Raw genomic sequence first — 15,530 nt, forward strand, 5'->3', positions numbered from 1 at the left:
TTTCCGGCACTGATATAATTTTCGAAGATTAATCGACTTTAACTGCATCTGAATCTTTGAGACCAAGCGCGGCAATCGTTTCTTCGTAGCTGCTTTTCTGCAGGTCTGCATTCAAACGGAACTGATCGGCAGGGACAAACAATACTCTGATATCCTGGAAGTCCCGATCCGGCGCAGTTGGCTGATCTTCCGACCAGTTTAATGCCTGCAATGTGATAAATACGCGGGCATTTCCAAGACGGGAGAATACGCCATAGTTGGTGAACTTGTCTCCGTCCCAGCGAACTATACCCGGCATGTTCCACCATCTATTCTGGCTTTTCACGTAAACGAAAACAGAGCTGTTCGCAATGTACGTTGAATCTTCCGTCGAAAGGTTCTTTCCGGCAACATAACCGCCTTCAGTGCTTTTCACTGGGCCTGTCGTGAACATCCTCGCGCCCATTCCGTCTTGTCCATTAACGCCGGAATCACCCTTAGGTCCCTGAGCACCTGCCGGTCCTGCGGGACCTTGCGGGCCAGCGGGTCCCACATCTCCCTTATCGCCATCACAGGCTACCATTGCAACAGACAAACACAAGAAAGCAAATGATATTAGTTTTTTCAACATAATGAATTGAGTTTAGTTAAGAGTAATCAATGCAGAAACAAAATAAGTGGAAAAATTTCAAATACTACGTATATGCATTGTCAATATCTCCGTTACAAAATTGATTTGAGTAGTTAATGTAATAACCATAAAAATTGTGCCATGTTATCTCTGCATTATTCGCGTTTTGAATTACTACTACAACGCTAGTCGAAATCTCTGAAATTTCGAAAAATTTACTTAATTATGTATTTGCTTAGCGCCTTTGATGTTAATTTCATGGAATTATAGCACTATAAAACAATACGTTATGAACAAATGTACTTTTACAAAAATCTTCCTCACCTTCTTAATCTTTGGCACGTGTGTGGCGCAAATTGCACTCGGTCAGGGAACACCATGGAATGGCTTTTACGGGAACGAATGGCTTCAGGGGAAATATAGCCAGAAGTGGTTGCGCATAGGAATATCTCAAAAAGGTATACATCGTGTTACGCTTCCGGCTGGTTTTATGGTGGGGTCCGACCCCAATGTGTTACACCTGTATCACCGCGGCGTAGAAGTGGCGCTTACTGCTGCAAGCACAACCCAAATCGAATTTTACGGCGTACCCAACGACGGGGCTTCAGATTCGTTGCTTTACCGTCCTTATTCCGCACGGACGAACCCATATTACAGCCACTTTTCCGACGAAAGTTCTTATTTTCTGACAATCGGTTCACCTAATGGGAAAAGGGCTGCGGTGGAGAATTTGACCGACCCTGCCGGGTCTGACCTGCTGACCTACCACATGCAAACCGATAATGTGGCATATCCAAACGATTACACCCATGCCACCAATTATCCGACCAGGCCAACGAACTTGAACAGCTTCATGGAAGACGGCCAAACCAGGAGTTCGACAAGGTTTAATGATACGGATGCGCACCCGATTTTTTCGGAGTTCCCTATTTCAGTGAAAAAGCAGGTGGGATCTGATCCGCCGCAGGCCGAAATTCTCGTTCACGGTCGCTCGAATTATTCGCCTAATGGCATTTATCCGCGAAATATTCATGCCTATGTCGGGAAAGATGCAGGCTCGTTGAGAAAAGTGGATCAGAAGTCGATCGACGGATTTATGTACGCGAAATTCAATTTCCCGATTCAACAGACAGACCTCAATGCGGGTGTAGGACGATTTGGATTTCAGCTGGACGCGCCGTTACAAGGTGCGGCGAACGACAGATTTTCTGTAACCTATTATAATGTAACATATCAGCAGCAAATCGATATGTTCGGCAGCAATTCTTATCTGTTTACATTTCCATCGGCTGCTCAGGGTTCAAAAAGCAGAATTGCGGTGACAACACCTCCGGGAGGCACTGTGAAGTTCTATGATATAACTGACCCGGCGAATCTCCGTGTGGTTAATGGAACAACTGCGAGTGTCATTTTCAGCCGACCGAATACGAAACCGCTGTTAATGCTGGCCACCAACCAAACCTTTGATGTAGACGGAGGCAAAGTTTCTGTGGTGACATTCCCTCAGATCAACAAGTCGGACTACGACTACATGATCGTGAGCAGTGAATCGCTGATCGAAGCCGCGGACTCCATTGCATTGTACAGAAGCGCTGAGACGGCGGGAAGGAAATTTAAGACAGGTATTTTTAAGATCAGGGATATCTATAATCAATTTAACTATGGAGAGCCGAGCCCTATTGCTATCAGGCGATTTGTTGACTTTATGATTTCTGATTTGAAAAAGGATAATCTTGGCAGGCTGGATAAGTATTTATTGCTGCTTGGAATATCTGTTACCCGTAATGACCGAATCAATAAAGAGCTGCTGAACGAAGTTCCGACGTTCTCTTTCCCCGGTTCGGATCTCCTGTTGATCGAGGGTCTCCAAGGCACGCCCAGGGACGTTCCGGCTATTCCTGTCGGTCGAATTCCTGCGACCAACAATGCACAGGCACTGGCTTATCTGAGGAAAGTGAAGCAGTATGAAAATGCGACAACCAATTTGGCCTGGCGGAAAAATGTGGCACATATCAGCGGAGGGAAAACCTCTTCCGAGATCAACGACCACGTTTCCAACCTGAACACGGCAGCGCTCAAAGTGAAAGCGAATGTTTTTCAGGGAAGAGTTTATACGGCTAAAAAACCCGTTGCAACGGATCAGGTTCTTCAAATGGATACATTGGCCAAGCACGTCAACGTAAACGTCACTGCTGCTGCCGATAGCGCCGGTGGGCTGGGTATGATCACCTATTTCGGGCACAGCGTTCCCTATCAGACAGACTATAACTTCGGATACGTATCCGATGGTGCGAAAAAGTATAACAACCCGAACAGATACCCGATCATTTTCTACAATGGTTGTGATATCCTGAATGTTTTCAGCAACAATTTCAATGAAACTGTGAATACGAACACATCCCGGCCGCAGTCTCTTGACTGGCTTTTGAGCGCCAACAAAGGAGCAATCGCTGTGTTTGGAAACTCGTGGGCAGGTTATGCTTCAAGCTGTAATAATTACATGCAAAAGATCTACACGGAGCTGTTTACCAAAAATGACGCCGACAGAGATTTGATGGGCCGTGTTCTGCAAGTAGTAGCTGCGCAGACCAAAGCGGGCGGCGGATTCAGAATGGGATTTGAAAATGCAAGAACGGCGGAGGTTTATGTTGCCGATCAGGCGCAGATTCATCAGACTGTTCTCCTCGGTGATCCTGCTCTGAAAGTGCTTGTTTCAACAGAAGGAGGTTTGCCCGTTACACTCGTTTCATTTAATGCGCAAGCTGCCGGTAACCAGGTTAATGTAAACTGGAAAACTAGCTCAGAGGTGAACAATAGCCATTTCGTAGTGGAAAGAAGCTACAATGCTAAGAATTTCGAGGTGGTGGGACGTGTAGAGGGCAAAGGTACGATCAACGAAGAGTCGGTTTACAACTTTATCGACACCAAGCCGCTGCCAGGTGTGAGCTACTACCGTTTGAAACAGGTTGACTATGTAACAACCGGCGCCGACGGAAAGCAGATTGATGGCAAAAGTACCTATTCTCGCATTGTATCTGTTGAGCGCGAAGGAACCAGCTTGCTGACGGTGTATCCGAACCCGGTGACTGATGTAGTAAACATTACTCTCAACAATGTGGTGAAACTGAAAAAGTGGAGCCTGATTGGCTTGGACGGCGCCGCTAAAAAGTCGGGTACCGGAGCGAAAATCGACCTTTCGAACTACCCATCAGGGACTTATATGGTTGAGATAACCACCGTAAATGACGACGTGTATTATCAGAAGGTCGTTAAAAAGTAGTAAAAATTTCCATTGAATACATTTATGCGTCGAATGAAGCTGCATACTGCTGGATTGCTGCTCCTGTTCCTGGCCGCCTTTGGCCTGGAACAGGCAGTTGCCCAGCAGAAACCGGGTTATGCCAATAGCTGGATCAATTACGGTAAGCCCTATGTCAAAATAGGGGTTATTAAAAAAGGCCTTCACAAGATAACAATGACGTCACTGCCGAAGGAATTCTCTTCGGCCGCTGTCGATAAATTGCAGCTTTGGCACCGGGGCAAGCAAGTTTCGATCATCAGTGCGAATAGCAGTGAAATAGTGTTTTTTGGAGTACCTAACGATGGTTCCAGCGACTCGCTGCTCTATCGGCCTATGAGCTCTCGCATGAATCCATATTTCAGCATGTATTCAGACGAGAGCTCTTATTTCCTGACTATCGGCGACACGGCCGGTCTCCGGGCAAAGGCGACCAGCGAGCCGGTCAATGTAAATGCGGCGGCGCTGCCAAGTCACGATGAGAAGGTAACTACCGTTTTCCAGACAGACTATTCGTTGAGTACGGTAAGCCCTGTTCGTCCCAATTTTTTCAACAGCTTTTTCGAAATAGGGGCCAGCAGAACTGGCAAGATTGTGTTGTCGGGAGTGATGCACAATAATGAGTTCACTTTGAAAAATTTGGTGGGAGGAGTTGAAAATGCGAAGATCAAACTGCTCGTCCATGGCCGGAGCAACAACGATCGGAGCATCGAGGTTTATGTAGGTAAAAATGCGACGTCGCTCAGACTGGTCGGGACGATAAGGAATTCAGGTTTTGGAGGTTCGGAGTATACCTTTAACATAAAACCTGGCGATGTAGACGATGCAAAAAAGGGCGTGCTCGGCCTGAAAAGCATTACCACAGAAAGATCGGAGCGCTTCTCGCTCGCATATTACGATGTGAGCTATCCACAGGCATTCGACATGACCGGTCTGACCGGAAAAGAATTCAACCTGAAACCTGCCAAAACTGGTTTCAACCGTGTACAGGTAAAGGGCCTTCCCGCCAAATCTACGCTACTTGACATATCCAACGTCGACACTCCCGTCGTGGTAAACGGATCAGGAGAAAATTACATGGTGAACGGTACACAGGGTAAAAATGTGCGGTTTTATGCATCCAATGAGATTACTACGGTAGCCGCAGCGAAAATCAAACCGCTGAACCTGGAAGTAATCGAACCTAAACAACCGAATTACATCATCATTACGACACAGGGCCTCATGCAAGGCGCAAACCAATATGCGGCCTACCGCAGTTCTGCGGATGGGGGCGGATTTAAGACCATTATATTGAATGTTGCTGATCTTTACGATCAATTCAACTACGGCGAACCTAGTCCGCTTGGTATCAGAAATTTTATGGCCTACATGCTCGGAGAGGGCGGGAAAACGGATAAACACCTGTTTTTAATAGGCAAATCTATCACACACAACGAAAGAATGACAAGAGAGCTGCCGGACGAAGTACCGACCATCGGATACCCTGCTTCGGATGTGCTTCTGGTCGAGGGATTGGCGGGTACAGCGGCGGAAATTCCAGCCATACCGGTGGGAAGGTTATCCGCGATTTCAAACCAGAACGTACTCGATTACCTTACAAAAGTGAAAGAATACGAACACAATGCGATCGGGGATTATGGCTGGCGTAAGAACTTCCTGCACCTCAACGGAGGTAAAAATACCGGCGAAATCACGCAGCTGAAAGAGTTTTTGAGCGACCTGGAACCCACGGTTGCGAACGGGGTCGTAGGCGGAAAAGTGATACCATTCGTGAAGCAACAGCCGATCGCGGAAGTAGAATCGGTGAACATTACCGCTGAGGTGAACGCGGGAGCCGGTTTGATTACTTATTTCGGGCACGGTTCAGCGACGGTTACGGATCTCGATATGGGGTATATAACGGACGTTAAACGTGGCTATAACAATTTTGGGAAATACCCGATGATGTATTTCAACGGATGCGGTGTGGGTAACATTTTCGCCGGCCGCTTTAATCCTAACCCGAATGCGACCAGTGACAGGATCACGCTGTCACTCGATTGGCTGCTGGCGAAGGACCGCGGAAGCGTTGCAATCATTGCGAATTCGTACGAGAGCTTCGTGAGCCCGTCAGCGCAATATTTGGAACAGTTGTACAAAAATATGTTTGCCGTTCCGTCGACCGTGAATTTCTCGATCGGCAAAATCCAGATAGCGGTGGCCGAGGCGATTATTTCCAAGACAAAAGACAAATATGCAGTTGCCAACATTCACCAATCGCTCTTGCAGGGCGATCCGGCGCTAAAACTGGTTACGGTAAGCAATCCCGACTATGCGGTGAATTCAGAACAAAGCATTTCACTTTATTCTGAATCTGGCAACAAAACCATTGATCAATCCGACTCTGTGCGAGTGGCGGTTGTGCTGGAAAATAAGGGACGATTCGTAGCGGACCAATCTATAACGGTCGATGTGGCTTATGTAGGAAATAGCACTGTTACGAAATCGGTAGTGGTGAAATCGTTCCCGGCTCGCGATACCATTATGGTTTCTTTTGCAAACAGGAGGGATTTGGATAAAATCACAGTGAATATTGACCCAAAACACCTCGTCAAAGAAATGGACCTTTCCAACAACCTGGCGGAAATGGATATCAATTGGGACATGGTCAAAGACATGAATTTCTTCTCGTCTGCAAACAATAGGGACGTGGTGCCGCCGATGCTTCACGTCAGGTTCAACGGTACGCTTCCCAAAGACAATGAGCAATTGAACCCAAATCCAACTATTAACATTACACTTCGGGATGACCGCCAGCTCTTTGCCGACACCGATCTGGTCGAGGTATATTTGAAGCGGTGCCCGGATAGCTCTTGCGAGTTTGAGAAACTCAGCTACACTGCCGCAGGAATAAGTGTTGATTCGCTGGATAATTACAGTTTCCGTATTAACTACCCAACTACCGGCCTGGTGGCGGGAGAATACGAATTGCTTGTGAATGCCAAGGACAGGGCAGGTAACTTCTGCACCCAGCCTTACCAGATTTCATTCCGCATATTGGAAGCAGGTGATGCAGGCATCAAGCTCGTAGCCAGCCCCAATCCGGCGACTACGTTCGTACGGTTCGAGCTCAGCGATGTTAGTGTCTCCGGCCCTATCGTAATCAAATATTCTATCTATTCCCTGACAGGCGCCTTGGTGGAGGAAAAAGAGTTTCGCGACACGGCAGGCTCACGAAAACTGGATTGGTATTGGAATCCATCATCGTCATTTGCGGCTGGACTATTTACTTATAAGGTAGTTGTGTCCGGGCAGGATGGCCAGACATTGAGACAGCTTACTGGAAAAGTAGTGGTAACGAAATGATCGAGGGCGCTAATCTACCTGGACGACATCCGCGAGCCAGGTAGCCAGTGAAATGGTCTTGGACACATGAAATCTCGTATCAACCTTGTGATTGTACGGGATTTTTTTGTTGGTCAGGATAGACAATTGGTGGTCGAACTTTTGTCTGTCGACATACTCCCAAATCGTTTTTGAGTCAAAAAGAAGCTCTTTAGAGTCGTTGAACATTCGGATAACTACGTCCTGTGCGTGCGACCTAAGGGGCGTTTTAGTACTTCGGCACCTCACCTTATCCACTAGAAGTCCCTTCATTCCTTCACGGAAATGAGCTCGCCCGATTCCATCACCGAACTTCACAACATCGGGCACTGCCAGGCAGAGTTCAAACAGCTCATGATTGTAAAAAGGAGAGCTACTCACCATACCCATGTGGGTGCTGGAAGCAAAATCCTGTTCATTCACGAGCAACGTTTGCCTGTTGAAAACGCCACGAAATGAATAACGCAATGCAGCCTGGTCCGTCGGATCATCCAGCAGGCCCATTGCAGCGAAATCCTTTTCTTCCGACTGCTTCAACATCTCCTCCCGGATTACCGACATTACCTGGCTTGTTTCTTTCCGCCGAGACTTGTTAACGAGGCTCGTAAACCCACGACGAAGGAAATAGGTATGTGAAATATGGAATGACTTTGATACCGCATTATAAAGGCGCCAGAACTCACTAAGAGAGCTATGCATCAACTTGTTGGAGAGTTGCTTGTAAAGGAAGTTTTGCACCACAATATCCGTTTTCTCCTCAAAGGAGAGCTGATTCCATTTTGGATATTGGTGCGAAAGGGAGAAATAAGGGACTCGCTTTTCAATCAGTTGCCTGACCACGTTCCAGTTGCCATCGGCAAAAGCTCGTTCGGTTGCTCCAAAGCCCGTTCCTACCACAGAATCTCCGCCTACACCATTAAAAACAGTGTCGCAGTGGTGCGATTGAGCAAACTTCATGAGTGTCCAGCTGGAAGATGGACTCGAAAGTTTACTGGAAGGCTGGCCGGACAGCGCGATATATTCCCTTAAAAGGTCAAAGTCGTTCGTCGACTGGATCAGCTCGTGATGTTCAGAGCCGATTGCTTCCGCGACTGCTTGCGCATACAGATTCTCGTCGCTGTCTAGCGTATTGGACTTGTTGTAAAGCGTAAGTAGTGGATGGTCAGGATAAAGAAACCGGAGCGCAGTGCTCACTGACGACGAGTCCATTCCCCCGCTCAAATGCGAAGCGAACCGTTCGTGTGGACCTTTGTCGCTAGCCCGGACGGCATTGAGAAAGCAACTACGGAACTCCTCACCAAACTCTTCTAATGATACTAAATGAGTCCACTTTGAAGGCCGGAACCGCAACAAAGGGACGGATGTCGCCGTATCTGCGGTGAGTCTCAGAGCATGGCCGGGCAAGACGGATTTGATGTTGGTCAAAAATGTATCCGAATTGCAAAGCGTCATGGCATCGCCATGGACAGTGGCGTAGCTTTTAATCCGACGGACGTCGGGCTTCAAATCCCGCCTTACGGCGCTTTGGGTGAGCAATGAGGTGTAACTCGTGGAAAATAGGAATGTGGAGCCGTCGATGATGGTGTAGTGAAACGGCACTCGACCGAACAGGTCGCGGGTGAGTATCAGCTCTTTTTTATCTACATCAAATAATGCACCTACGCCAACACTATTGGAAGCAAGTTTGCCATCGAGAATGGACAAAAAAACGGAAACGGAATTTTCACCAAACGAGCTGGAGAGAAATTCCGTTTCCAGTATTTTCGGACTTGAAAAAAAAGCACCTAGATAGCTGCTACCTAGATGCCTCGACTTTTTTTTTCCTTTAATTCCTATATACCCATACTTCGAAACAAGCATTTCGTCGTACTTTGATTCTAAATCTCGAAAATCTAAATTATTTCTTTTTAGAGAAACAGAACCCTCAAAAAGCATACCGAAACTAATAGAAAGATCTAAAAGCTCTTAGTCTTCGTTAAAGTCGAAATCGCCGTCTTCATCTTCTTGACTGCCGATTTTACCCTTTGTAAGTTTAGCAACGTTTCCAAGCTTGTTCAGCACGGGTTTGCGATAAGACTTTTTTGTCTGTGTAGAGTGCGATATCACTGTTCTCATTGTTTATAGGTTATGATGTTTAATACCAGTATCCGACGTAAATTTAATGACAGAATTTTAAAAAGCAAACTTTCAGTCCTGAGAATATAAAAAAAACAAGTTTACTTACTATTCGCAAAGCAATCGTAAACCCTTAACGGTCACCAAATTCGATGATTTTCCTCGTTTTGTGACTGCCGGATTCAACTTTCCCCGAGCCGATGCAATCTTCGTTTTGGCAAAATTCAAAGGCGGTCTGATCGTCCGAAACGAGGCCGACGCCTTTTCCATATACCTTGACAGTCACATACTTGTTGATGATCGAGGTGTCTTTCCGCTCCACAACCGTGAGTGCTTCATCGAAGCGCTTGTCGCCGACCGTCGCCGGCTCCTGCACGGTCTCATAGTAATAGTCCTGCTGTTCGAGGTCATTATAGGCATTGCCGTTCCAGGTCATGCGCGTATCGACCGGAAAAACCAATGCATTAAATGTCTGGTTGTCAATGCTGACGAGCAGCTTGTCGGGATATTTTTGCACCGTGAATTCTTTCACCTTCTGCCAGTAATCGGCTGCCGTATTTCGGGTAGACCTTGAAACTAGATAGGTGGAAATCCCGGCTGAGTCGCTGATCATCTTTTCCACTTCGTCCTTTTCCTGCCATTTGGTAACCACCGGAGCGGCCTGGCCGGTTGAGTACACTTCCTGGTTCACTTCATACACCACGTAGTGTCCCACGGTAAGAGGGTAGTAGGAGTAAGGGTCGAATGGCGCCGTGTCATCGCCATCGCAGGAGACCAGGATCGTGGAAGCGATTGCGAGAATAGTGATGTGTTTGTGGAGATACCGGCAAATCGTCTGTAGAGGATTCTTCATTAACTCGGATAGTTTTGACTATGATGAATGTTTGTTTTGCTCTTCCAGTTTTCTCTTCAAAAAGCCGATCAGCACCTGCAATCCGACGTCGAAACGCGAATTGTTATTGATGATCATATCCGCTTCTGCCCGGAGTGGAAGAATGAACTTGTCGTATGTGGGTGCGACGTGGTGTTCCCAGCGGTATAGCACATCGTCCAGATCATAGCCGCGTTCGTTATTATCACGAATAATCCGCCGTTTTATTTTAACATGCTCCTTCGCGTCGACAAAAATTTTCAGATCGATAAGCCGCGCTATCTCAGGGAAATAGAAAACGAATATTCCTTCTACGATGATAATGGGCCGGGGTTCGAACAGGAGGATTTCTGGTTGGATCAGCGGGTTATTGAATGTGTATTCCTTTTGCTGCACCGAACGCCCCGCCCGCAGCACGGCTATGTGCTCGGCAAATAAATGGTGGTCGATTGTTTCCGGAAGGTCGAAATTCTCGATTCCATTCTCGTCGCGGGGGATTTCGTGAATGGGCCGGTAATAGTTGTCCTGCGAGATGCGCGTGATCTCTTCTTTGCCGAAAGCATCGATGAGATTTTTCATGAAATAGGTCTTCCCCGAAGCGCTGCCGCCGGTGATACCCACAATGTAAGGCGGTTTCTCCTGATTCGCCGTCATAATGATAATGCTGCGCTCATCAACCTGAGCGCCTGATGGATGGATAATATTAATTGATTATTGCCAACTTGCCCGCCTCGTGGCCGGACCCGTCGGCTGAAACGACGAATACAATATATATCCCAGCCCGCGCGCGGCGGCCGGTGTAGTCGTTCAGATTCCAGGAGGCCATACCGCCTTCCGAGCGTGTTTCGAATACCAGCCTGCCTGCCAGATCGGTTATTTTCACGCTAGATTGGTTGGTGAGGCCTTTGATGCCCACATTCCCCGAGTAGCTGGGCCGCACGGGATTGGGAAATATTGTAATGCCGGACAATCGCTCGGCCGGCGCTGCAGCATCGGACTGGTAAGAAACCATGCCAGCCGGGGTGTCAGCGAAAAGCAAGCCGGTTTCGGGCTCGAAGCGTAATGCGCGGATGTCGTCGGAGGGCAGCGGACTGTCGGCAGCGGTAAATCGCTTTACCAGCTCCGTACCGTCCGCATTAAACTGATACAGCCCCGTCCGGGTCCCGATCCATTTCCGGTTGCCCGGCTCGACGGCCAGTGCAGTACATTCTTCGTTGTTAAAAAGCCTTCTTTGGCCGTAAACCGGTAGAATCGCGTCTACCCGCGGCGCTTCCAGCACACCGTCCGCCACAAAATACCCAACGCCTCGTGCGCTCGCAAACCAGACGTAGCCATTCTGGTCCAAAGCCAGGCTGTTGATCTTCGACGCGGGCAATGTGCCGGTCCCGACCGATGTGGATAACACCTTTTTTCGCGAACCGTCGGGATTGCTCACCATGATGCCGCCGCCCAGGGATTCGGGCAGCCTCGTCCACGACAAGCCGTTGAGATCGGTAATGACCGAGTCGGGGCGGGGCGAAATGGTGGTGTCGCCCTGGGCTGGGGATACTGACTTGAAATCGGAATATTGGTTGGTGATTAATCCGCTTGTGCGGTCTGCAATCCAGAACTTCGCTGATTCTGCGCGGATACCCGATCGGACGTTTTTGAAAAGCGGGCTATTGAATGTCTGGGCCGCGTAAAGTTTGTCGAGGGTGAAAATGCTGGTTCCGGTGGTAACTGTCAGCAGGTCGCCGGCGTCGAGAATCCGAAGGTTGCCGCTACCAGACGTGTAAACGAGCTTCCAGCCGCCATTTTCATATTTAAATACACCCTTACCTGAAACGGCCGTGTGAACCGCCCCCGAAAAAAACGCAATGCCTGAAATGGCGCCCGGGGTTGTTACCGGTTTCCAGTTGGCAAAATACTGGCGGTTCACATCATCGCGCATCGACGTTGCCAGGAGTCCCTGGGAAGTTAATGCAAAGAGCGAATCGCCCGAAAATGCCAGGTCGGTAATGGCTGTCTGCGTACCGCCCGGACCGATGTAGCGATAGGTTTCCTTAACTTGTTTGAGCTGGGTATCGAGCACCAAAATCCCGAAACTGGTGGCGATAAAGGCCAGATTTTCCCTAAAAACAATGCGCCGGATGCCCTTGTCGGCCGGGAGGCCCTGGGTCGTGTTCAGCAGGTCCCATGTATCTATCTGGTCGGGCTCGGATTGTTCATTGAGATACACAAAATCGATGATCCCGTTCCGGTAGGCGAGCAAGAGAAGGTTTGATGCCGGCAAATAACCCATGGCACCAATGCCCGTGCTGCTGATCCCATCCGCTTTGGAAAGCGTTTTGGATTCGCCGCTCGCTATTTCAATGGAAAACAGTCCGTTGTAGGAAGCGCAATAGACGCGCGCACCGGTTTGAACAACTTCCTGTGCTGAAAGGTAATTGAAATGGCTTTGCCATTGACCTAATGGCAAAGCCTGTCCCAGAATGCGCGAAGGGCCTGATAATAGGGCCAGAAAGAGAATGATAGTCCCCGCTTTGCGCATGGTCGGATATTAGTTTTCTACCGTCACCATAGCGGCGCCGCGCCCTGTGCCCGTGCCGCAGCCGCTTTTAAGCGAACTAATGGTATATTCTGTCGAAGTGGCCGGAGAAACGGAAATCAGATACGGATTCAGGAATGTACCGTTGATTGCCGTGCCGTCGGAAAGTGTGAACGACCAGGGCGGAAGGCCATTTTTAAATCTTAGCTGAATGCGTGTGGAACGTCCCGCCGAAATCGTGCCTTTTCCCGAAACTTCCGCAACGGCTTTGTCGGGAGCGATTATTTCCAGCTCTTCAATGGCGCTCGAAACCGCCGGCGATGATGAAACAATGCGGATTTTCTGGATTTTCGAAGTGTCTCCCGGAGCCGCGGCCGCCAGTTTTACCTGCATGGCGGTAGGGGTTACCGTAGTAGGCAGCGATACGAAACGGCCGGATTTGTCGGTCATCTGAACCGTAAATTTGTTGTTCGGATTGTAGCGGCCTTCTGTTTTATAGGGTATTTCAATGGTAGAACCGGCGCAGGCCATATTTTGAGGCAGCCTGTCGAGTGTAATGCTTGCCGGAGGGCTTTTTACCGTAACTTTTGCCGACCCGGAGAATTTACCCACGCCGCAAAGGCCGCCGGCCGATGTGATCTGGTAGTTGGTGTCGTAAAAAGGCTTGACTTTGATTTTGTGCGGCGATTCCTGGATGTTATTCTCGTAAGTGCCGTCTGAAAGCAATACAAACCACGGCCCGCCGCCCGTAAACTTCACAGTCAGCTGCCCCGATTCATTCTCACCCAATCGCAGCGAGTCTTTCTGAAGCGTCGCTACGGTTGGCGATACGATCGAAATATTAGCAATTTGGCTTACCAGGTAGGGAGCCGTTGACGTGACCCTCAAACGATATTCGCCCGGTTTGTAGCTATCGGGAATCTGCGTGGTAATGTACCCCGAAGAATCAGGTGTGGATACATTCTTGAATGAGCCGCCGCGTTCGGCGATCTGGACGATGAATTTGTTGCCTTCCTTATATTTACCCGTAGCATTAAACGGCACCTGGAATGGCACACCAGCACACAGCTTCGCGATCTTTTCGATTTCTTTCAGTTCCAGCTTAGGCTCCGGATTGTTATTCACATTCACGATCGCTTCGCCCGAAGTGGTGCCGCTACCGCAGGCATTTGAAACGCCGGTTACCCGGTACGCCTTCACGTCGGTTGGTTTTACGGTAATATAATGCGGGTTGGAAAGCGTCTGTAATACTGTGGTGCTATCGGAGAGGCGGAACGACCACGGTGCGGCGCCGGTCAGGTTGACCCGCAAATGTGCTTCCTGCCCCGGCATAATGCGGACGGTTTGCGTGCCATCGATCAGGTCAATCTTGGCCGCGGGCGCTTGGAGCAGCCTGAGCGGCACTTCCTGGCTTTTTACAACCGGAATGGACGATACGATCTGAAGGCGGTATACTTCCCCGCCAACTTTATAAGAAGGGATCACCGCCTTAGCCGGACTTTTCTTCACCGGAAGTGAAATCGGTACCGATTTGCCGGTCGCATCGATAATGTGGACGATGTAGGTATTATCCTCGTCAAACGGTCCTTCCGCTTTGAAGGGGATCGTAACATTGGTGCCCGGGCAAACGGACAGGTAAGAAATATCTTCGATAGTGATCTTATACGCATGTATGCTATCGGCCTTTTCTACCGGGAGCTTTGCTTCGTATGCCGCTTCTGTGAGCGTATCGCCGTTAGCCGAAATGGCACTCGGCATGGTAGTGTCCGCGACCGTGGTGTCCGCAGCCGGTGCAGCAAGGGCCGGAGCCTGCTGCTTCACGCTGTCGGCTTTGATGCCGGCCGGGGCGCCCGCAGCGGGTTTAGCAGGGGTAGGGGCCTTCTTTTTAGGCGTTATCAAAGTTTTTCTGGGTGCGCTATTCCTTCTCTGCGCTTCTGCCTGACCCGTCAGGAGCAGCAACCCGAAAAAAATCGCAAAGACTAGTCTGTACATGCAGTTTGGATTGAGTAAATACTTAATTCATGGATACCAGCGTACCACCCCGCAGCACCGGAACCACATCATACAGGTCGGTTTGCAGGCAATAAGAAATGTCTTTCTGGATGCCCAGGCGTTGGAGGCGGCGCACGTGCGACGAATTCGAGACACTGGCCAGCAGGTTATCGCGGCTTTGCTGGTATAAACGCTGCGCCATCAGGGTTCCGTCTTCCAGCAGCATAAATTCATCCTTCAATGCCTCCGCCAAAGCGCCCGTAAAAAGGGTATCTTCGAGGTTGGGACGGCCTTTCCAGCCGGCGCAAAGCACCACTACATCGTAGGGTTCGGTTTTCAGGTGTTCGGCCAGCGCGCCCAGGTTCAGGAACGCGCCTATCATGACTTTCACGGCCGACGATTTGGCTTTCGAAATCGAAAGCGTTCCGTTAGTGGTCGTCATCGCGATCTGCGCGCCGATCAGGCTTTCGTGCATGTAGCTGAACGGCGAGTTGTCGAGGTCGAAACCTTCCACCTTGCGGGCATCGCGTTCGGCGGCGGCTATGTACCCTTTGTCTTGTAAAAACTTACATTCTTCGACGCTGGCTACCGGTGTAATGCTTTTTACACCGTAAGCGAGGCCGGTTACCATGCATGAAGTGGCCCTGAATATGTCGGCCACGACCACTATTGAATTATCGAGTTTGTGTAGATGAAGTAAATCGGGGGTGAGACAAACGTCCAGCTGTTTCATAAAAATGCAATCAGACTT

10 protein-coding genes are annotated in these 15,530 nt (G+C 49.1%); 2 read left to right on the forward strand and 8 right to left on the reverse strand.

The genetic code is table 11. The features are described from left to right. Window positions 1-28: 28 nt before the first annotated feature. A complete protein-coding gene (locus DFER_RS22610; protein ID WP_050774716.1) occupies window positions 29-610 on the reverse strand; it encodes a collagen-like protein in 582 nt (193 codons plus the stop codon). A 346-nt stretch (window positions 611-956) separates the two neighbouring features. Between DFER_RS22610 and porU2 (DFER_RS22615) the strand changes: the two genes are divergently transcribed. Together porU2 (DFER_RS22615) and porU2 (DFER_RS22620) are read left to right on the forward strand one after the other, a co-directional pair. After that, window positions 957-3,890, forward strand: coding sequence for a putative type IX secretion system sortase PorU2 (gene porU2 / locus DFER_RS22615; RefSeq protein WP_187293400.1), 2,934 nt, complete (start codon window positions 957-959; stop codon window positions 3,888-3,890). 33 nt (window positions 3,891-3,923) lie between these two features. After that, window positions 3,924-7,256 carry a putative type IX secretion system sortase PorU2 gene (gene porU2, locus DFER_RS22620; RefSeq protein ID WP_041735439.1) on the forward strand — a complete coding sequence of 1,111 codons (3,333 nt, stop codon included), beginning with the start codon at window positions 3,924-3,926 and terminating at the stop codon, window positions 7,254-7,256. Window positions 7,257-7,265: 9 nt separating this feature from the next. Here porU2 (DFER_RS22620) and DFER_RS22625 read toward each other — a convergent pair whose 3' ends face one another. From DFER_RS22625 to DFER_RS22650, 7 genes are all read right to left on the reverse strand, one after another. Next, a complete protein-coding gene (locus DFER_RS22625; RefSeq protein ID WP_015813985.1) occupies window positions 7,266-9,134 on the reverse strand; it encodes a lasso peptide isopeptide bond-forming cyclase in 1,869 nt (622 codons plus the stop codon). Window positions 9,135-9,239: 105 nt separating this feature from the next. Continuing rightward, window positions 9,240-9,389, reverse strand: coding sequence for a lasso RiPP family leader peptide-containing protein (locus DFER_RS30965; RefSeq protein ID WP_015813986.1), 150 nt, complete (start codon window positions 9,387-9,389; stop codon window positions 9,240-9,242). Between the two features lie 133 nt (window positions 9,390-9,522). Next, complete coding sequence (locus tag DFER_RS22630) at window positions 9,523-10,242, reverse strand: hypothetical protein (RefSeq protein WP_015813987.1); 720 nt, start codon at window positions 10,240-10,242, stop codon at window positions 9,523-9,525. 18 nt (window positions 10,243-10,260) lie between these two features. Then, window positions 10,261-10,914 carry a uridine kinase gene (udk, locus tag DFER_RS22635; protein WP_015813988.1) on the reverse strand — a complete coding sequence of 218 codons (654 nt, stop codon included), beginning with the start codon at window positions 10,912-10,914 and terminating at the stop codon, window positions 10,261-10,263. Between the two features lie 49 nt (window positions 10,915-10,963). Then, window positions 10,964-12,790 (reverse strand): PorZ beta-propeller-like domain-containing protein, encoded by a 1,827-nt coding sequence (locus DFER_RS22640; protein WP_015813989.1) that lies wholly within the window; start codon window positions 12,788-12,790, stop codon window positions 10,964-10,966. Between the two features lie 9 nt (window positions 12,791-12,799). Then, complete coding sequence (locus tag DFER_RS22645) at window positions 12,800-14,779, reverse strand: hypothetical protein (protein WP_015813990.1); 1,980 nt, start codon at window positions 14,777-14,779, stop codon at window positions 12,800-12,802. Window positions 14,780-14,801: 22 nt separating this feature from the next. Beyond that, window positions 14,802-15,512, reverse strand: coding sequence for a 2-phosphosulfolactate phosphatase (locus DFER_RS22650; protein ID WP_015813991.1), 711 nt, complete (start codon window positions 15,510-15,512; stop codon window positions 14,802-14,804). Window positions 15,513-15,530 lie beyond the last annotated feature (18 nt).

The organism is Dyadobacter fermentans DSM 18053, from assembly GCF_000023125.1.
Classification (GTDB): Bacteria; Bacteroidota; Bacteroidia; order Cytophagales; family Spirosomataceae; genus Dyadobacter; species Dyadobacter fermentans.